This window comes from Psychrobacter glacincola (genome assembly GCF_965118485.1).
Lineage (GTDB): Bacteria > Pseudomonadota > Gammaproteobacteria > Pseudomonadales > Moraxellaceae > Psychrobacter > Psychrobacter glacincola_D.
On the sequence record NZ_CBCPJH010000001.1, the window covers coordinates 1 to 20,457 of the forward strand.

Annotated in this window: 18 protein-coding genes; 7 read left to right on the top strand and 11 right to left on the bottom strand. The window is 41.9% G+C overall.

Features of this window, described 5'->3' with window-relative positions; genetic code table 11:
* Positions 1 to 33 precede the first annotated feature (33 nt).
* From folP to ACMHKH_RS00020, 4 genes are all read left to right on the top strand, one after another.
* Positions 34 to 930 (top strand): dihydropteroate synthase, encoded by an 897-nt coding sequence (gene folP / locus ACMHKH_RS00005; protein WP_413518635.1) that lies wholly within the window; start codon positions 34 to 36, stop codon positions 928 to 930.
* A gap of 33 nt (positions 931 to 963) precedes the next feature.
* Positions 964 to 1,245 (top strand): succinate dehydrogenase assembly factor 2, encoded by a 282-nt coding sequence (locus ACMHKH_RS00010; protein WP_413518636.1) that lies wholly within the window; start codon positions 964 to 966, stop codon positions 1,243 to 1,245.
* A gap of 85 nt (positions 1,246 to 1,330) precedes the next feature.
* A complete protein-coding gene (locus ACMHKH_RS00015; protein WP_413518637.1) occupies positions 1,331 to 1,789 on the top strand; it encodes a hypothetical protein in 459 nt (152 codons plus the stop codon).
* Between the two features lie 180 nt (positions 1,790 to 1,969).
* Entirely contained in the window at positions 1,970 to 2,704 is a 735-nt protein-coding gene (locus ACMHKH_RS00020; protein ID WP_413518638.1) for a YidB family protein, read from the top strand.
* A gap of 113 nt (positions 2,705 to 2,817) precedes the next feature.
* Here the strand turns inward: ACMHKH_RS00020 and ACMHKH_RS00025 are convergent, their stop codons facing one another.
* The 3 genes from ACMHKH_RS00025 to trmB all read right to left on the bottom strand — a co-directional run bounded on the left by ACMHKH_RS00025 (position 2,818) and on the right by trmB (position 6,940).
* On the bottom strand, positions 2,818 to 3,939 hold the full coding sequence (locus ACMHKH_RS00025) for a regulatory protein RecX (protein ID WP_413518639.1): 1,122 nt from the start codon (positions 3,937 to 3,939) through the stop codon (positions 2,818 to 2,820).
* Between the two features lie 39 nt (positions 3,940 to 3,978).
* Entirely contained in the window at positions 3,979 to 5,037 is a 1,059-nt protein-coding gene (gene recA, locus ACMHKH_RS00030) for a recombinase RecA (RefSeq protein WP_413518640.1), read from the bottom strand.
* Positions 5,038 to 6,085: 1,048 nt separating this feature from the next.
* Positions 6,086 to 6,940 (bottom strand): tRNA (guanosine(46)-N7)-methyltransferase TrmB, encoded by an 855-nt coding sequence (gene trmB / locus ACMHKH_RS00035; protein ID WP_413518641.1) that lies wholly within the window; start codon positions 6,938 to 6,940, stop codon positions 6,086 to 6,088.
* A 219-nt stretch (positions 6,941 to 7,159) separates the two neighbouring features.
* On the opposite strand from trmB, the gene ACMHKH_RS00040 reads away from it, so the two are divergent.
* Positions 7,160 to 8,089: a DUF2628 domain-containing protein gene (locus ACMHKH_RS00040; RefSeq protein WP_413518642.1), complete on the top strand. Its 930-nt coding sequence runs from the start codon at positions 7,160 to 7,162 to the stop codon at positions 8,087 to 8,089.
* 13 nt (positions 8,090 to 8,102) lie between these two features.
* On the opposite strand, the gene ACMHKH_RS00045 is transcribed toward ACMHKH_RS00040, so the two are convergent.
* Positions 8,103 to 9,989 (bottom strand): monovalent cation:proton antiporter-2 (CPA2) family protein, encoded by a 1,887-nt coding sequence (locus ACMHKH_RS00045; protein ID WP_413518643.1) that lies wholly within the window; start codon positions 9,987 to 9,989, stop codon positions 8,103 to 8,105.
* Positions 9,990 to 10,066: 77 nt separating this feature from the next.
* Entirely contained in the window at positions 10,067 to 10,771 is a 705-nt protein-coding gene (locus ACMHKH_RS00050) for a hypothetical protein (protein WP_413518644.1), read from the bottom strand.
* 240 nt (positions 10,772 to 11,011) lie between these two features.
* Between ACMHKH_RS00050 and ACMHKH_RS00055 the strand changes: the two genes are divergently transcribed.
* Entirely contained in the window at positions 11,012 to 11,311 is a 300-nt protein-coding gene (locus ACMHKH_RS00055) for a hypothetical protein (protein WP_413518645.1), read from the top strand.
* 36 nt (positions 11,312 to 11,347) lie between these two features.
* Here ACMHKH_RS00055 and ACMHKH_RS00060 read toward each other — a convergent pair whose 3' ends face one another.
* From ACMHKH_RS00060 to gmk, 6 genes are all read right to left on the bottom strand, one after another.
* Complete coding sequence (locus ACMHKH_RS00060; RefSeq protein ID WP_413518646.1) at positions 11,348 to 12,517, bottom strand: cation diffusion facilitator family transporter; 1,170 nt, start codon at positions 12,515 to 12,517, stop codon at positions 11,348 to 11,350.
* Between the two features lie 105 nt (positions 12,518 to 12,622).
* On the bottom strand, positions 12,623 to 14,920 hold the full coding sequence (locus ACMHKH_RS00065) for a primosomal protein N' (protein WP_413518647.1): 2,298 nt from the start codon (positions 14,918 to 14,920) through the stop codon (positions 12,623 to 12,625).
* A gap of 128 nt (positions 14,921 to 15,048) precedes the next feature.
* Complete coding sequence (locus ACMHKH_RS00070) at positions 15,049 to 15,429, bottom strand: RidA family protein (protein WP_413518648.1); 381 nt, start codon at positions 15,427 to 15,429, stop codon at positions 15,049 to 15,051.
* Between the two features lie 98 nt (positions 15,430 to 15,527).
* Positions 15,528 to 17,714 (bottom strand): RelA/SpoT family protein, encoded by a 2,187-nt coding sequence (locus ACMHKH_RS00075; protein ID WP_413518649.1) that lies wholly within the window; start codon positions 17,712 to 17,714, stop codon positions 15,528 to 15,530.
* Between the two features lie 374 nt (positions 17,715 to 18,088).
* Entirely contained in the window at positions 18,089 to 18,349 is a 261-nt protein-coding gene (gene rpoZ, locus ACMHKH_RS00080; protein WP_079692496.1) for a DNA-directed RNA polymerase subunit omega, read from the bottom strand.
* A 186-nt stretch (positions 18,350 to 18,535) separates the two neighbouring features.
* Positions 18,536 to 19,162 (bottom strand): guanylate kinase, encoded by a 627-nt coding sequence (gmk, locus tag ACMHKH_RS00085; protein ID WP_413518650.1) that lies wholly within the window; start codon positions 19,160 to 19,162, stop codon positions 18,536 to 18,538.
* 326 nt (positions 19,163 to 19,488) lie between these two features.
* Here gmk and ispH point away from each other — a divergent pair, with 326 nt between their 5' ends.
* Positions 19,489 to 20,445 (top strand): 4-hydroxy-3-methylbut-2-enyl diphosphate reductase, encoded by a 957-nt coding sequence (ispH, locus tag ACMHKH_RS00090; RefSeq protein ID WP_413518651.1) that lies wholly within the window; start codon positions 19,489 to 19,491, stop codon positions 20,443 to 20,445.
* Positions 20,446 to 20,457 lie beyond the last annotated feature (12 nt).

Below are 20,457 nucleotides of genomic sequence, written 5' to 3' on the forward strand. Positions count from 1 at the left end.
AGTTTTTTTAATGTTTTATATATTGGATGGGTCATGTCATTATTCCAACCTTTACCTACTTATACGGTAACCAGTCGCGATAAAGATTTAGATTTATCGCAGCCTCATATTATGGGTATTTTGAATGTCACACCAGATTCATTTTCAGATGGTGGGCAGTTTAATGCGATAGATAAAGCGGTTGCTCACTGTCAGGGAATGATAGAGGCGGGTGCGACTATTATCGATATTGGTGGAGAGTCTACCCGACCAAATGCTGATGCTGTGGCGACTGACGAAGAAATAAAGCGAGTCGTTCCTGTCGTAACAGCGATTAGGCAGCAGCTAGGCAATGATATATGGCTATCTATTGATACCAGCAATCCTGAAGTCATACAGGCAGCATTTGATGCAGGTGCTGATATTTGGAATGATGTACGGGCGCTTAAGCGAGAGGGGGCGCCTGATATGGCAGCCAAGCTTGATATACCGGTTATGCTGATGCATATGCGCGGTGAGCCAACGACAATGAATAATCTAGCACAGTATGACGATGTGATTAACAATGTCAATACCGAGCTAGCAGCTCGTATCGATGAAGTGATAAACCATGGTGTTAAGCGCAAAAATATCATTATTGATCCAGGTTTTGGTTTTGCTAAAAACTATGAGCATCATCTGGCGTTACTAAGCCAGCTGACAAGTTTGCAAACACTTGGGCTGCCAATGATGTTCGGTATTTCGCGCAAGCGTTTTTTAGCGGAAGTACTGACCAAAACAGGTGTTCCGACGCTTGCTACAACCCAACCATTCGAGCGTGATACGGTAGGTACTGCTGCTGGTATTTTTGCGCTACAACAGGGCGTTAGTATTATTCGTACGCATAATGTCGCTATGATGCAGCAAGCTGTGGCATTATGGCAGCAACTGTCTGCTTATCAAAAAAAATAATTTAGTATCATTTAAACCTATGAGAATACCTTTATGACGAATATTACTCAGCCAGAGCCTACCAATGAGCAGCGCCGTATTATTTATCAAGCCCGTCGCGGTCTGAAAGAATTGGACTTTTATTTTGAGCCTTACATTAAGGAGTTGTATTTGACGGCTGAAGCTGCTGAACAAGTAACTTTTGCAGCAATGCTAACTCACGAAGATCCTGATTTATTGGATTACTTTACCAATCAAAGTCGTCCAGACGACGACACTATGTGGGATTTGGTCAATAAGATTAAAACATGGCGTCATAGTAAAAGCTTGAGTTAATAGTTTAAATGGTTACCTCTAAGTTTTCGATTGTGATTGCCGTATTAAGTATTTTTTAGACAAAAATATGCCTTGGTAGCCGACTATGACAGTATTGACCTCGCTACGTATTGATACCGTTATCAATCCAGTAAGCTATCTACAGATACTGTTTTACATTGCTCTGAGCGGTATCATCATATTATTGGCAGTGCTGGCTTCATTGTCTTTATGGCAATATGTTCTTATATTAATTGTCAGTGTGGCTGTTATCGGCTATTTAGCATTATCACGCCCAATTATATTGCATATAAGTCAGCCGCCACTTGGTAAAGATATTTATCGTGATTGGCAGTTAATGATACGTATGGGTCGCGGAGATGCCTTGTGGCAAGCACAGCTAAAGGCAGTCACTCAGTCTCGATGGGTTATCTGTTTTGATTTTGATATCGTTGAGCCTCATCAAAGTCCTTTATCTATCGCTGTATTCCGCGATCAGGTCAATGCTGAAGAGTGGCGAAAGCTTATTGTATTAGCAAATATGACGGCGAGTAAACATATCTAGATAGGATTGGTGATTACAATCTGCTATCTGACTTATCTTGGCATCATCAACGATTCACTACATGTCATAACAAAATGTCTATCTAGCTCAACAAAGAGATTTGCTATATTAGAATGCATCGTGATTGCTATATCAAAGTGTTGTCACGAAACATTTAATTATAATAAAAAGGATAAATTTATGAGTCTACTAGGGAATTTAGTCAGTCAAGTAGCACGTAGCGCGATGGATCCAGAGGATACACAGCGTAACCCAGTCAATCAACGTATCAACCCACGTCGCACCGGCGGACTTGGTGATATATTGGGTAGCGTACTTGGCGGCAGTAACCAGTCTGCTGGTTATAATCCACAGCAGTATGAGCGCCGCTCAGCAGACAATGGTTTTGGCTTAGATGACATCATCGGTGGCCTAACAGGTGGCGATTTAACAGGAAGTAGGCAACGTGGCGGCAATATGAGTGCTGGTACTGGCGGACTTGGTGATATTTTAGGTAGCGTACTCGGGGGTCAGACTACAAGAGGCGGCTTCGGTGGTAAAGGTATGCTAATCGCTGCCCTCATGCCTATGGTATTAAGTTGGATAAAACGCAATGGTGGCTTAAGTGGGGCTTTGTCGAAAATTACCGGTATGGGTTATGAAACCCAAGCGCGCTCTTGGTTAAGTAATAATGAGCTTAATGATAACCTTGATCCTAATGATATCAGTCGTCTATTTGATGAGAGTGAAATTCAGCAGGTCGCAACTCATACAGGTGCTAATGAGGTAGAAGTACGTCAAGGGTTGGCTGAACTGTTACCTGAAGTCATGAACCAGTTGACGCCAAATGGTAATTTGGACCATGAACCTGAAGCTAATGATGAAATTGATCAAATCATTATTCAGCTATCAAGCCGTCTAGGGACGTTAAAATAGTCAGGTTATCATTTATACTGTTAAAAATAGAAAAAGAGCACATTTATGTGCTCTTTTTTGTGTCTAGAATATGGCAGTAAATGCTATCGCCTAGGATTAAAATTAATAAACCCCTAAAAACGTTCATCCAAAGTATCTAAGGTATAGTTTAATGCTTCAAAGCAGATATCACTATTAAAGCCGCGATACTGTAAAAAACGTAGCTGCTTTGCTTTATCTTTTTGTTCGATAGGTATGGTATCGCCATATTTTTTAGTACGCGCGCTCACTGCTAACTTGAGCCAGTCTATGCCTTCGGCCAAGTTGTCTGCGCTGTTATCGATAAATTCACTAAACTCATCGGACTCGGCGTTTGCCATATCGATAAGCTCGTCGATATTATCAGGCATATCTATCTTCTTACGGTAAAACTCCTGTTTAATCCTTCCTCTACCACGTCCTTTACGGATGTTTTCTCGAATCAGCATTAACGTGGTGCGGTAATCACTTTGATAGCCTTTCTCTTCGAACTCATCGAGTAGGGCATCGATTTTGTCCGCCTCTTGCTCTTTATCTAGCAGTTTTTGCCTCAGCTCAGCCTTGCCATACTCGCGACGTGACAGATAATAAAACGCCAACCAGCGTAAGCGGCTTTCTGCTTTTATCGCATCCACTTCAGCTTGCCGCTGTTCAGGTGTACGCAAATACGCCTTTAGAGCCGCTGGTAAATTATCGATTTGGCTGTTTTGGTCACTTATTTCACTGTGATGAGTAGTAGTCGATTCAAACGCTTGTATGGAGTTTATTAAATGTGAGTCAACGCCAGTGTCATTAATAGAGGTGCTATATTCTTCATTATCATCAGCACAGTTTTTAACTTCTGCGAGCATCTCTTTGATACTTTGTGCAGCAGTCGGTTTATAAGCAGGCGCATCAGTAGGCTCAGCTGTAAAAGAGGCCGCTGGATGAAAGCGTTTTTTACGTTTTTTGGATTTGGATGAGGTTTTTAAAGAAGAAGAGGCAGCAGTCGAATCTACCGTAAAAGTAGTATGATTATCTACTAAAAGGTTCTCATTTAAATCATGGTTATTGAAATGCTGGGCGTGTTTGCCAGTTTTTCTGGTGTTTTTAGGTTTGTCTTTATATGAGTACCTATCAGATGAATGTTGTTCAATGGATTTCTTATTTTTATGCGTAGAACTCGCTGAATCGGTATCCGACTCAGCGAGTATTTCAGCCAACGTTTTAATTTTCATAAGACATCATAGTAACGGATAATACTCACCAGAAAATCGTTATTGTACAGCTTCAGCGGCTTGTTCTTCATCTGCTTTATCTACCACTGCGACTTTGCTATCGTCTTTTGTACCAAGTTTTTCAGCACGGATTTTGGCTTCTATCTCTTCAGCAATAGCAGGATTTTCTTTTAAGAACAGTACAGAGTTGGCTTTACCTTGACCGATTTTTTCATCGCCATAGCTGTACCAAGAGCCTGCTTTACCAACCGCACCAATCTCAACACCCAAATCAATCACCTCCGCTAAATGGTTAGTACCTTCACCGTAAGTAATTTCAAATTCAGCTTGACGAAATGGTGGTGCCATTTTGTTTTTAATGACTTTGACACGGGTTTGGTTACCGATGATTTCATCGCCATTTTTGACTGCACCAATACGGCGAATATCCATACGGACAGAGGCGTAGAATTTAAGCGCATTACCACCAGTTGTGGTCTCAGGGCTACCGAACATCACACCGATTTTCATACGAATCTGGTTAATAAACAATACCATACAGTTTGAGCGTTTAGCGTTACCGGTAATTTTACGTAAGGCTTGGCTCATCAGGCGGGCTTGCAGACCCATATGTGAATCGCCCATCTCGCCTTCAATCTCAGCACGCGGCGTCAAAGCTGCGACCGAGTCAATCACGATCATATCGATGGCACCTGAACGCACTAACATATCGGTAATCTCGAGCGCTTGCTCGCCATTATCAGGCTGTGACAGCAATAAGTCATCCGTATTCACGCCAAGCTTGCGTGCATATACTGGATCTAGTGCGTGTTCAGCATCGATAAAGGCACAAACCCCGCCTTGTTTTTGGCACTCTGCAATCGCTTGCAAAGTCATGGTCGTTTTACCGGAGCTTTCAGGGCCGTAAATCTCAACGATACGACCTTTTGGCAGACCGCCAATACCAAGGGCAATATCTAAACCCAATGAGCCAGTCGACACAACATCAACATCAAGTGCTGCTGAATCATCACCCAAATGCATAATGGTATTTTTACCAAACTGCTTTTCGATTTGAGCTAATGCAGCTTTTAGGGCTTTGGCTTTATTTTCGTCCATGTAGGACTCCTTGTTATCAATTATTTATAAGAATAAGTTTTATAACTATTAAAAGAGGCTTGTTTAATAATAGCCGTGACCATGTCATTATGGCTGGTAGCATTTTTAAGCAAGGTTAAAGTAAGCGATGAGATAAGTCTTGTAGGTCGTAATATCAGATATATTACTCTACTATACAGTAAAATTGAATGCTGATAAAAGCGAAAAAAAGTTCATAAATAATAATAAGGTTTATAGCTATTGCGATTTTTCTTATCAGTTTATAACTTAATTTGACTTTATGTCATTGTTTATTAGATAAGGTGATTATAACAAAATCCAAGGCTTGTTATGAGTATAGCGAGATACTAGGCGACAATAGATGTCGTCTAGGAAAACAATAATATTTGTATGGAGTTTTGAGAATTATGGTTTATATTTGAACCTCATAATTGTATCTATTGTCAATAGATCGGGGAGTTGTCCCCAATAAATAAATAAAATTTATCTGGCGAGTGTGAAACATTAAATCAGATTAAATTAATATTAAAAATATTATAAAAAAATTATTTTAGTTCAATATTTAATGCAAGTTGTTGATTTTAATATCTTTTTAAATCGTACAAAAAATGAACGATTTTACCTAAGCCTTTAAGCTATCTAAGGAATTGCTTGTCAAGTAGCGACTTATACACAGGGTTATCCACAGCTTATGTGGAGAACTCACCAAGCCCTTATAACATCAATGATTGGGCAGATAAGAATTATCCCATAACTCTGAAAATTTGGTTGTTTCTGATTTTGCAAGTTTAAATTTTGCTGTATTTAATGTTCACGATGCCTATGTTTCACATAAAAAGTGATAGATTCTTTTGGATATAAGTACCTTTGATTGTCATTGTAGGTTATGACAGTAAGCTCTCAAAAGTAATCAAACTTTCTGAATTAGTGGTTTGAGCACTGATAACTATAAAATGACTAGAATACAGCGATAAAAAAATGGCTAAGATACGGATAGGTATCTTAGCCACTGTAGGACAAACTAAGGTTATAGGTTATAGGTTTGATATTAGTCTTTGAGGTAGATTAAATCCCAAACACCATGCCCACTATTTATACCGCGGCGCTCAAACTTTGTCATTGGACGAAAGTCAGGGCGGTCAGTGAAGTTGCCAGCGCCGGCTTGATTGGTTAAACCAGTAAAACCGTCTAAAACTTCAACCATCCAAAAGGCATAATGCTCCCAGTCGGTTGCTGTATGGAACCAGCCACCTTGTTTTAAGCTACGAGTCACAATCGCCATGCGTTCAGCACTGACGAAACGGCGTTTGTAATGGCGCTTTTTTTGCCATGGGTCAGGGAAGTAAAGCTGGATGCGATCAATATGGTTTTCTGGTAGTTGCTTGAGTAATTGGATGGCATCACCGTTGATGATTTTGACATTATTCAAATTCTGCGTACCTGCCATATAGGCGCATTTACCGATACCTGGTTCGTGCACTTCAATACCCACGAAATTGCGGTTTGGCTCAGCTGCTGCCATCTCGATAAATGAGTCACCAAGACCAAAGCCAATCTCAAGGGTTAAGGGCGCCTCACTACCATTTGGCAAATCAGCAAATAGCGCACGCAAATCGTCAATGCCATCGAGGTTGCCGTCACCAAAGCTATTATTGACCAAATAATGAGCAAACTCAGGCGCCGTTAATGCTAACTCAGCATTTTTATTCATATGTGTACGACGTTTCATAAAGGTGTTAACGATACGAATATGCTTACTGTCTTCAGACGTTACATCTGTGTCGACAGTTTCATTTTCGATAGCCGAATTGGCATCGACGTTAAGAGGTGTTTGTTCATCGATAGGGCTGCTGGCGTCAATGCTAGCGTCGATGTTGGTAATAATATTAGGATGTTGACTCATAGGATTAACAAGGCTTAATAAATGGGTAGGGTGCGCTTATTATAAGTGAAATGTTGACGGCTGTGAATGAACAATGCTTTTTTAATAATTTTGACGCATTTACCATTGATATACGTTATTTATCGAGTGTTTCTCTAGCTCATGCCATGTTATTAGCGTTATCATATAATAACGACAGATCATTAAATGTTTTCTTAATAGCAAGTAGGGCTTATCACTATGTTATTTATCGAGACGGATTCGCCGCCCCCTTTTTACCAAGAAAAACTGACGGCTGCCAAGCGTACACAGCTGGATAAATGGTTTATTGGTCATCGTAGCCAGCGCTATTATCTGAAACGCTTTGAGCAATTTGATCAGCAAGGCTACTTGTCTCCTAAATGGCATTGGGCAGCGTTTTTTGTGACCTTTCCTTGGCTGCTGTATCGCAAGCGTTATATGGATGCAATCGTCTATAGCGTGGCGGGATGGTCATTTATCCAACTTAATGTCGCGCTGGTCTTGGTAGCGGTTGAATTTTTGGCTATGCCTTTTATCGCTAATATGTATCATATGCCAATAAGGATTGGGATTGCCGCGCTGATTTGGCTGTTTTGGTCGTTTATGGTGGCGCGCTGGACAGACGCTTATTATTACCGGATGGCACGGCGTGAGATTGCCGATGCGATTAATGACTATCCGCAAGATGAGCACTTGCAGCAAGAGCATTTGCGCCGAGAGGGCGGGGTGAGCATCTTTGGTTTAGCAATGGGCTTTGGATTTTTTGCTTTTGCTTTGATGGTGATTAAAGTACAGTTTTTACCTATTATCGCCAAACCGAAAGAAAACGAAGTACTGTTTGATGCTTATGATACCGTCAAAACCACGCAAAATAATGTGGCGCTAGCGTATAGTCAGACAGGACAATGTCCACTAAATATGCTCATAGACACGGATAGCGAGCAGGTACGTATTGAGATTAAAGATAGTGCAGCTGGGGTTTCACAAACGGATTGTGCGGTCATTGCTACCATTCAAAACGTGCAGTTCCCTATACGTTATCTCAATGACCAGACACTAGTATTTTATCATCTGCCAAACAGTAATAATTGGGAGTGCATCAGTTCATTAAATAAGAGGCAAGCGCCTGATAATTGTAATGCGGATTAGGGCTTTATCATCATTAGTGCTTAGGGTCAGTCGCAATATTATCTTTAGCATCGACAGGTATAGTTGGGTTTTTTAGCGCATCATAAAAATCGCTCAAATCCATTCTACGGGCTTTATCAATATCTTCATCAAATAAGCTCTCAAGCTCGGCCATCGCTGATTGTGCTGATTCAATCATACTGGCTTCATCATCATAGATTGCTTGTTGGCGCTCAATCAAATCATCATCATAGTCGCGGAAAGTTCGTACTGTTTCTCGCGCCTTTTCGGGTGAGATACCGAGTAGCTGTAGAGACTCACGTGACATATCTAAAGACGTTAAATAAGTCTCACGCCAAATATGACGGACGCCGACCTCGCGTAAACGGTAATAATGCTGGCGATCACGAGCGCGAGCTAAGACAACCAAATCTGGATAGTTTTTGCGCAAGTATTGAGCGGTGGTGATAGAACGTTCTAAATCATCAATGGCCAAAATAAATATCCGCGCTTTTTTGATACCTGCTGCCCGTAATATTTCGGGATTCTTTGGATCGCCATAATAGACTTGATTACCAAACTTACGGACGAAATCGACGCGGTTTGCAGAGCGCTCAATCGCTGTAAACTCGATATTGTGCATGCGTAGCACACGACCGATAATCTGACCAACACGCCCAAAACCCGCAATAATCACTTGATGCTCATGGTCTGGAATCGTATCGTACTCGCGACTTGGCTTGCTCTTAGCAAATAACGGCTCACCGATTTTTTCTAATAATAAAAATGCCAAGGGCGTTAGTGCCATAGAGATAGTTACGACAAGGTTTAAGGTATTGGCAAGCTCAGGTCGCAAGACATTTTGTGCTGTTGCTACGCTAAATAATACAAAAGCAAATTCACCACCTTGAGCAAGTGTCACACCTAACCTAATACTGGTCGGCCAGCGATTACCAGAGATTTTTGCAATTGCTGTAATCACACCGAACTTGATAAACATTAGTGCCATTGCACAGCCAATGATAAAGATGGGCTTAGCTAATATTAATTTTACATCGGTCAGCATACCAACGGACATAAAGAACAGCCCCAATAGCAATCCTTTAAACGGCTCAATACTGGCTTCAAGCTCATGACGATATTCAGAATCCGCTAGCAATACGCCGGTTAAAAATGCGCCTAGTGCCATCGACAGACCGATTTGACCCATCAAAATTGACACACCCATCACAATAAATAACGCCACGGCGGTGAGTAATTCTGACGCACCACTTAAGGCGACAAATTTAAAAAATGGTCGTACCACATAGCGACTGGCAAAGATAAGCCCAGCAAAAACCGCAAAAACTTTACCAAAATAAAGCAAATCATAGCTTTGTTCACGTACTCCTGATAAAAATGGAATAACGGCTAATAAAGGGATAACAGCAATATCTTGGAATAACAAAATCGTAAAAGCTTCACGACCATGGGTGCTCGAAAGCTGTTGTTTTTCAGTCAGAATTTGTAAGACAAATGCAGTGGACGAGAGAGCAAGACCAAAGCCGACGATAAAAGCAGTATCAAGCTGCAAGCCAAAAATCTGATGTAGCAGCCACATTAATAGCGTGCCAGTTAGACCAACTTGCAGACCGCCCAACACAAATATCGAACGACGTAATGCCCAGAGCCTTGATGGCTGCAGCTCAAGCCCGATGATAAACAGCAGCATCACTACGCCAAACTCAGAGAAATGTAATAAGCTCTCAGCGTCGCCTGCTACATCTAACACGCTTGGACCCAATATCAGTCCTGTGATCAGATAACCTAAAACCGTCGCAATACCAAAACGTTTACCAAGGGGTACAAAGAGCAGGGCTGCTCCCAAGAATATGGTCGCTTGTAACATTAAGTTTGGTGAGCCGGCGGCGGCAGCGAGCATCTGGAATCCTTAGCAATAACGATAAAATAAGCAGTAAAGCGGAACTACAAAAATAATAACAAAGATTTTAGCATGATTTATTTTTTGCGATAAATCTTCCACATGCCATTATCTGCTAACGGATTGTTATAAGCATCGTTACGTCGCTTACGCGGTGTTTGCCGACTGTCGACGATTTTAAAATCGGGTAGGGCATGGACGATAAGTCCGGTACGATAAAAGCGTACCCGTTCAGGCTCTAACATCTCACCTTTATTATCACGGCAAAATACATAAGCGCGCAGATCAATAAATTCACGATGTGCGACTAAACGTGCCTCGTCATCATGCTCAAAGACCGCCGTCATGCGCTCAATGTCATCAGCGCTATAATCACCGCACTTGTCTGTGAGCGCACCGACCGAGCCGAAGCTTTTAGATTCTTTGGCACGCGTCTTCGTTAAGTGTAGTCGCTGTACATGATAAATAAACTGCGGTATCTCAAGACTGGCAGGTAATGGCAGGTGGTCAGGCGGCAGATTAGCAGCAGGATAAAATGCCATCGCGCGCTCAAGTAAATTGTTCCAGCGTTGCTGATAGGCTTGCACCTCAGCTAAATTACCTTCATAAATAGGCATGTCACGAATTTGGCGTAAAATATCAGGTGGAAACTGCGCATCTCGAAAGCTGGCAATATCTTCTTGCAGCGTTGATAACAAAACTTTGGCGTGTTTTTTGCCATCTGTTGAAGTCGGGTCATCGATATGGCTTGGGGCGATAAATGGCGCTGAGCGTCTAGACATGGCAGAAGGTGATCCATTGGTGGCAAGGTGGGCGTCTCAGTTTTCAGTATACAGAATTTATATTAAAAATATGACAGCGAGGCTAAATTTCTCATCATTTTTAACATGTGATTACATTGATAAAAGTCAGTGTGATATTGATATATAGACTATGGTGATATTTCATTTTGCTATATTTACTCATTGTTAAGTACGGGATATGGCATTGAATATAGCCAAAACGAAAAAAAAGGATTGCCTATGAATGATAATTTAGAAAATACGTCCATTATATCTAATCAGCGCAGTTTATTAAAAAATATTGGCAAGATAGCCTTAAACATTGTCGGTACGGGATTAGCACTTACTGTTGGACTTTGGCTAGTAATGGCATCAAACATGGGACCCGCTTATCTACCGCATATCATGGATGGCGCATTAGATTTTTGGATTCGAATCACATTGCTAGGGATGGGATTAGGTATTTGGATAAGTATTGCCGTATGGTTATTGTGGCTCATATTATGTTATTTTTATGATTTAATTAGATCTAACCAATAATTGGCGATGTATAGATTTATGATTACATTTATATTTTTAATGGTTGTGACCAATATGATTATTACCCTCAACTGCCTGCTCTGAGATATCGCAGACTAGGGCGTTGCTATGAGCATTTATTTGCGCATGTAATGGGCTTTCTATTTGTATAGTAGCATGATGGATACCAAGCGTAAGTAAGCTTTGCTCTAAACTGGCAATCAGTAAACTCGACTCATGAATACTCATATCGCCATCAACGATTACATGACAAGATAAAGCGTTTAACCCGCTGGTAATACTCCATACATGTAGGTCGTGTACGGTTTGCACTTGCGGATGAGCAAGTAGTTTTTGTTCAATATCAAGCAAAGATATATTTGCTGGCGTGCCTTCCATTAAGATATGCAGAGAATCACGTACCACGCGATAACCACTAAACAAAATCAATATCGCCACTATCACTGAAGCGGCTGCATCTGCCCATATCCAACCAAAACTCATCATTAATAGCGCGGCAATAATAGCAGCAACCGAACCCATTAAGTCACTTAATACATGCAAGTAGGCACTTTGCATATTGAGATTAACAGGTTGTTTAGTGTCAAGATTTTTATCGGCATTCGAAGCATGGCTGTGATTATGAGCATCACCACCTTGACTGCCTCGATGCATCATCCAAGCGACTAGGATGTTGACAAGCATACCGATAGTAGCAACGATGAGCATACCTTGGGTGGCAATTTCAGGTGGAGAGTTAATACGCTTGATCGCCTCATAAAAAATCATCAGCGCAATAATGACGAGGGTCGCACCATTAACCGATGCGACCACTATCTCAAAACGCTTATAACCGTAGGTTTTTTGGTGCGTTGCGGCTTTTTCACCTATTTTAAAAGCCATCAAGGTAGCACCAAGCGCTATCGAATCACTTAGCATATGACCGGCGTCAGACAACAATGCCAAACTACCGGTAAGCCAGCCACCGATTGCTTCAACAAACATATAGCCAGTAATAATCACAAAACTTATAAGTAGCGTGCGCTGATAGCCTTTGGTATCACGTGCTGCGATAGTTTGTTCAAGATGGTCATCATGATCATGATTGTGATGACTATCTGTGGAGTTATGATTACTTTCATTTTGATGAACGTGTTTATGCTCATCAGTTGACTCACCATGATGAGGATGATTGTGTTGTTCAGAGTTTGGATGGTTTTGATTCATAACAACACTCAGGGCGATAGAAAGTGAAATGGATTTTTATAATGGCATTAAACGCTGTGAAATAATATATCTCATTCTTAGTGGCTAATAAATAATCATTAAGCGTTACCAACCAACAGGATCGATATCCAAAGTAAGCTTAAGATATTTGACGCTTGGCAGAGCAAGTACAGGCTGCCACCATTGGTTTAATACATAGTGTAATTGCTGCCGATCTTTAGCCAATAGCAACAGCTGAGCATGGTAGCGGCTGTTCTTTTTACTCATGGGCGCATCGATAGGACCCAGAACAGCCAGATTATGTCCTGTTGGCAGAATAGCTATGGCGTCTTTAAGGGCTTGCGTAGTGGCAACAAGGGTTTTACCTTCACAACGTATCAGTGCGGCGTGACTTTGCGGCGGTAATCCCATCATTTTGCGCTCTTGTAATAGTTGGCGCGCAAAAGATAAATAACCATCTTTGACCAGCTTTAGTAATAACTCATTGTCTGGTTGCAGCGTTTGAATCAAGACGCGTCCGACTTTATCACCGCGTCCGGCACGCCCTGCTACTTGAATCATCAATTGCGCAGTACGCTCTGGTGAGCGAAAGTCTGCGGACAAAAAGCCGCGGTCAGCATTGGGTAAGCAAACGAGCGTGACATTGGGAAAATGATGACCTTTAGCAACCATTTGCGTACCGACTAATATCGCAGGCGTGCCTTCATTGATACGCTGATAGATATTCTCCCAGCTATCTTTACGCCTAGTAGTATCGCGATCGATTTGAATAATCGGATAAAGCTGTTTACTGGTTTGCGGGTTGGCAAAGATAGCATGCAAATTTTCGCTTAGCCTTGTGGTGCCCATACCTTTGGCATCTAAATTTTGACTACCGCAATCAGGGCATATCGTTGGAATATAGGCTTGCCAATCACAGTGGTGGCATTTTAAATAAGAATGACTTGAGTATGAGCTATGTTGCGACTGACTATTATAATGAACGGTTAAATGGGCATCACAACGCGGACAATCTGCCTGCCAACCACAAGCTTCGCACAATAGCACTGGCGCATAGCCGCGACGGTTTAAGAATATCAATACCTGATCACCAGCTTCTAGCGTTTGGCGTATTGCGCCGATAAGTGCATCGGTCAGTCCGGTATCATAGCGTGCGCCGTTGTCCTTCGTTTGCTGGTGGGTGCTTTGCAGGCGTGCATCAATGAGCTGTATCGTTGCAAGCTGCGCATTACCAGGGCGCGTTGACAATTGATACTCTACCAGTTTGTCATCATCGACTAGCTTCAAATGCTCAAGAGAAGGGGTAGCCGTACCAAGTACAACAGGTATCTTAGCTTGTAGTCCTCGGTATAATGCGACATCAGCGGCATGATAACGCAAGGTATCCTGCTGCTTATAAGAGCCATCATGCGCTTCATCAACGACGATTAAGCCTAAATCTTCAAACGGATATAGTACGGATGAGCGCGTACCGATAATGATTTGTGCATGACCAGTACGGCAATCTTGCCAGCCTTGTAAGCGGTGGGTGTTATTCATGCCTGAATGTAGCAAGACGATATGAGCGGCAAAGCGACTGGCGAAACGCGCACGCGTCTGCGGGGTAAGTCCAATCTCAGGTACCAAAATCAGCACTTGCTTACCAGCTTCTAATACTGCCTGCATCGCTTGTAAATAGACCTCTGTCTTACCACTACCTGTAATACCATTTAATAAAAAGCCCTTATAGCATTGGTTTTTATGGGCAGTAATAATGGCATCGACAGCAAGCTGCTGCTCATCATTGAGGTCAAGGGGCATTTTTGCCAATTTAACAGGAGCAGGTGCTTGTTTTGGTTCGATATAACGCTCAATCAAACCTTTATCTTCAAGTGCTTTTAGAAATGGACGCTGCATACCTTCTAAGAGCAATATATCTTCACTTGCACCATGCTCACCATGTAGCTTTAGCATATCAAATTGCTGCTTTTGTTTTTTTGCATTGGCACGAAAGTCGTCATCAGTGATATGGGGTAAGATACGCCAGTGGGTAATGAGTAAATCCAGTGGTTTACCTTGACGTACTAAGGTAGGCAATATAACGGCTAGTACATCCCCAAGTGGATAGTGATAGTAGCGCGCTAGCCAATAGGCGAGTTTTAGCATACTGTCATCTAAAATAGGCTCAGCATCTAGGCATTTCTTAATGGGTTTAAGCTTGTTAATAGGTACGCTACTATCAACTTGAGCAATATGAGCGACTACGATACCGATTAAAGTCTGACGACCAAATGAGACCTCAACACGACTGCCAATTTGCGGTATTTGTATTGATCTATTATGTGGCAAAGCACTTGTATCGGACGGTAAGCTATAGTCAAATACCCGATAAAGGGGCACGGGTAGAGCAACTTGTACCAACATAAAAGGCTTCGCAATTTGATTAGGTTAATGTGAAATGAAAATGGAGAGACGAATAAGCTTAGCATGAAGCTAAGCTTATAGTAGTGCGATTTAAAGTATGACTATTTAAGCAAGATGAAATATCAGAATTATTTGATATATAGAATAGACTCAATCTCAACCACACCACCTTTAGGCAATGCTGCTACTTGCACGGCAGCGCGGGCAGGATATGGCTCCGTTAAATTTGCCATAAATACTTCGTTTAATGCTGCAAAATCATTCAAGTCGGTTAATGACACATTGAATTTGACCACGTCATTCAAGCTGCCACCAGCTGCTTCACAGATAGCTTTGATATTCTCAAATACTTGCTTAGCTTGTGCTTCAAAACCTTCCTTTAATTCCATCGTAGTAGGATCGAAACCTAACTGACCTGAGACATAAACTGTGTTGCCTACTTTTACGGCTTGCGAATAAGTGCCAACGGCGGCAGGGGCTTTATCGGTCTGAATGGTTTGACGAGTCATATGCTTTCCTTATATTATTTCGAGTATACTATTTTGAATTTTGCTGTTTATTAAAAACTATTAAATTTTTGAAGTCTGTAATAATCTACAGTCAATAATTATAACTGATATAAACGCATGATATTTGGGAAACCAAGTAGTGAGCGTAGCTCACGAATACCTTGAGCTAAGTGATTGCGACTACGAACGACAATATGAATAATAGTATCGCTGCTACGCACATCTACCTTTTCGACGCCTATATTTAACTGCCGCAGATGGTAAATCACTTCACTGATTTGCTCATCACTCAGCGCTACAGACAATTTAAGATAGGCAGGAAAACGAATTTTGTTGCCCTGTTCTTCTGAATCAATTTGTTTAATAGATTTATCATTGCGCCAGCGCAATTGGATAACTTGGTAAGGATTGTCTTTACGGATGTCGTCAAGTGAAAAGCATTTATGCCGATGAACGACAAGCCCATGACGAGATAAATGACCAACGATAGGGTCGCCATAAATAGGATGACAGCAGTTGGCAAAATCAAGCTCAACGCCTGAAGCATTGACAATCAGCTGCTGTGGCTGGGTCATATCATCAACACGCTCTTGCGATTGGATATCACAAACCTCATCGCTAAATAATCGGGTGACGATAAGCTGTGGCAATAGCGTTCCTGAGCTTATTTGCTCAAATAGCGCCTCTTTTTCAGTCAATCCACGCCATTCAGTGAGATTTTTCCAGTCACTATCGCTTAGGTCATCAAGGCTTTTCTGATAGGTTTTTAGCGCTCGGTCTAAGGCTTGCATGCCGTGGTGCTGTTTATCAGCCGCTGATAAGTCTTTAAACCAACGCAAAATCTCTACGCGGGCTTTATTGGTGACCACAAACCCAAGCCATTCGGCTTTTGGCTCAGAATGAGTGTTGACTTCGATTTCAACCAGTTGTCCATTATTAACCACCGTTCCAAGCTTAGCGGGCTTATTGTCGATATTGGCGCCAACCGCGACATTGCCGACCATAGGACCGACAGCATAGGCAAAGTCTAGCGCAGTTGCTCCTTGCGGCAGCTCATAAGCGCGACCTTGCGGGCTGTAGCAAATAATTTTGCTAGAATGTAGATAATCCATTAACTCATTAATGGTAGAGACAGCCGCTGAAAAGTCGGAGCTGCCTTCATTTAAGTTGTCTTCATCGACCAAGTCTTTCATATTGCGTAACGATGCTTGAATGACTGACTGACTGACATCTGAGGCGTGTTCTGCGCCGATGACGCCAAGCCTTGCGGCACTTTGCATCTGCTTAGTCAAAATCGTCACTTTGACAAAATCGTTGTCACGCTCATAGATAAGTGTCAGCGATTGATTGCCACCAGGCAAGGGTCTACGAATATTGTCTGCGATATGGGTATCCGCGATTTGATATTTTTTAATCAGATAATAAGCAAGTTTATCGCAAGCTTCGATATTGTCGAGCACAATTTCAAACGCATAATGGCGTAACAGCGCATTGATTTCGCCGCGATTACGGAAGAATTGACGGAAAATAACTACCCGATTGTCTAAAACTTTAACCATGCCATTAAGGTCAAGATTATTTAGAACAATACTTAAATAGCGATGAATAGCTTCTCTTTGGAAGTTACGCCCAAGACCGTGTTGTAGTAGCTTATCAGAGATTTTGTTATACATCTCAGAATCAAGATTGCGATAACAAAGCACTTCAATATAATCAGCAATATCATTGAGACCCATCAAGCGCGCAAACGGCACATAGAAATCTAAGGTTTCTTGCGCGGTAGTACGTTGCTTTTCGGGGCGTACGGCATCTAGCGTTGACATATTATGCAGGCGGTCAGCAAGCTTTATAATCAGTACCCTAGGGTCTGCGAGGGTAGCGGTTAGGATTTTATGAAAGGTTGCGGCTTTATTCTCTTGTTTATTATGGGTCGACGATTTCAGTTTGGTCACGCCATCAACTAATCTAGCGACTATTTTGCCGTAGCGCTGCTCAATTTGCTCGTCACTGACTTCAGTATCTTCGACCGTATCATGAAGGATCGCCGCAATAATGGTATCTCGATCCAAGCGAAAGCCTGCCAGTATCTCAGCGACCGCAATCGGATGCGTAATATAAGGCTCCCCTGATTTACGCTTGTCTTTGATATGTGCAACATCACCGAACTCACAGGCATCAACGATATCACGGCGTTCAGCGACCGTGAGATAACCTACTGAGCGCAGTAGATTATATTGAGCGTCATCGACCAAAGGATGACTGAATTTGGGCAAGGTTTGAATCATAAAGTCAGGATCCTATGTTCTTTTACCTGTTTGACTGATGGCGTATAGAGGTAAAGAATGGCTGAATAAGTGCTGAGCTATTAATAAAAAGCTTAAGAGTAAAGCGGGAAAATGCGTAAACCACCCTCTAATTAATCGTAAATCGCTGTCAATGTCAACTGCTAAGCGAGTACACACTGTAAAAATAGGGAAACTCTCACTAAATGGTAAGTTTTAAGTACCAAACGGTTACTAAAGCAGTAAATTTAGTATCATTACAACCAAAAAACCACAGCCTATGCTGTGGTCTCTATCATCAGTCAATCTGTCTATGTATTTTATAAAGCTGTTAAATGCTTTAGTTTTTATATCATAGACTTTATCCGTGCGGTTTATTAAAAACTATGATCGCCTGATAAAGCTAAATCCATTGAGCTAGTAGCAAAATTATGCTCAGGCTGATTTAGGATATCGCGGGTGATTTTGCCAGCAGCAATTTCGCGCAATGCCAATACTGTCGGTTTGTCGTTATCGACATCAACTAGTGGCTCAGCAATACCTTTGGCTAACTGACGGGCGCGCTTGCTTGCGACCAAAACCAGCTCAAAGCGATTATCAACATTATCCAAACAATCTTCAATCGTCACTCGTGCCATAAATAGCTACCTCGGTTGTTTTTATGAGCCGCCAACATAGCGCGGCACTCAATAAAAATAATATCAAAAATATAAAGGGTGATAGCTAGACATTGTAGCATTTTTTGCCTGTAGGCGTAATTGCTTTTTACTTGTCTACTGATAACTATTTGCCAGATGAAGTGTTAAGTTAGCTCAATGCTTAATTTATTCGTCTACTTGGTTGCTAAGTAGATTGGTAATTGTACGTTGATAGCGCTGCTGTTGGCGCTTTAGGGTCTGTCTATCGGCAACGATAATGGCTTTAAGCTCTGTCAAAGCAACCTCAAAGCTGTCATTGATAATGACATAGTCAAAATGCACATATTGTGCCATTTCATTGACAGCACCTGCCAAACGTTTCTCGATTACTTCCATGCTATCCTGCCCACGCGTTGATAAACGTTGGCGTAACGTCGCGATACTCGGCGGTAGAATAAAAATCATAATGGCATCGGTAAAGATTTTTTTGACTTGCAGCGCGCCTTGCCAGTCAATCTCCAAAATTACATCAACGCCAGCGTCCAGTTGCGTGCGTACGCTTTGTTCTGAAGTGCCGTAATAATTGCCAAACACCTCAGCGTGTTCTAAAAACTTATTTTCGCCAATTGCCGTCACAAAACGATGCGTATCAGTAAAATGATAATGATGACCGTCAATCTCACCTGGACGCGGATCGCGAGTGGTATGTGAGACACTGACAGTCAAATCATTGGTGGTGGCTAGTAGCTGCTTAACCAATGATGTCTTGCCAGTACCAGAAGCGGCGGTAATAATAAATAGTGAACCTGTCATACAGTTTGTCCTAATGAAGTGTCTGCTAATGGAATATGCCTTAAAGAGATCTAGGCTAGTAGAGTATGTGCCACTGACTAACCTTTTAATAGACTCGTAAGTGCTATCTAAATAAATAGCTAAAGACTAGTAAAAATAAAAAACGCCATCAAGTATGGCGGTAGGAATCATAATCAATATCTTATTATAAACTGCTTTAAAAGCAAATTATGCTAAAGTAGAGTATCGATTTTATCCAACTTTTGAATGAAAGCTTTGGTGGCTTAAATTTTAAGCAGGTTTTAAGCCTAGGCTTTTATATAAATTATCTAATGATAGGTCTTCTTATGCAAATTTATCTTGCCAATCCACGTGGATTTTGTGCTGGTGTGGATCGCGCGATTGCGATTGTCAACGAAGCGCTGTTACGTTTTGCGCCACCCATTTATGTCCGTCATGAAGTGGTACATAATAAATTCGTGGTCTCAGATTTGGCCAACCGCGGCGCTGTGTTTGTTGAAGAGTTGCATGAAGTGCCGGATGGTTCTATTGTTATTTTTTCTGCTCATGGGGTCTCAAAAGCTGTCGAAGATGAGGCAGAGCGCCGTGATTTGACGGTATTTGATGCCACTTGCCCGTTAGTAACCAAAGTACATATCGAAGTCGCCAAATTTGCACAAGAGGGTATGGATGCGATATTGATTGGACATGCTGGGCATCCTGAAGTTGAAGGTACGATGGGGCGCTTTAACCATCGTCATGGTGGACAGATTCATCTGGTTGAAAACGAAGCCGATGTTGATGCTTTGATTGTACAGAATGACGAGCGTTTAGCATTTGTCACTCAAACCACGCTATCTATGGATGATACTGCACGCGTTATCGATGCGCTGCGTGATAAATTCCCAAGCATTCAAGGTCCTCGCAAAGACGATATCTGTTATGCCACCCAAAATCGCCAAGATGCGGTTAAAGATTTAGCCGGTCGCTGCGAAGTCGTATTGGTCGTTGGCTCGCCAAACTCATCAAACTCTAATCGCTTGCGTGAATTGGCTGAGCGTATGAATTGCCGTGCTTATTTGATTGATAATGCCACTGAAATGAATAAAAGCTGGTTCGATGGTATCCAAAGTGTAGGTGTGACTGCTGGAGCGTCAGCACCTGAGGTATTAATTCAAGAAGTATTGCAGCAGCTGCAAGATTGGGGTGGAAATTTACCAAGTGAGCTATCAGGCATTGAGGAAAATGTCACTTTTAGTTTGCCGAAAGCATTGCGTATTCCGATGACGCAAGTCGGCAAATAAAATAAGCAGGTT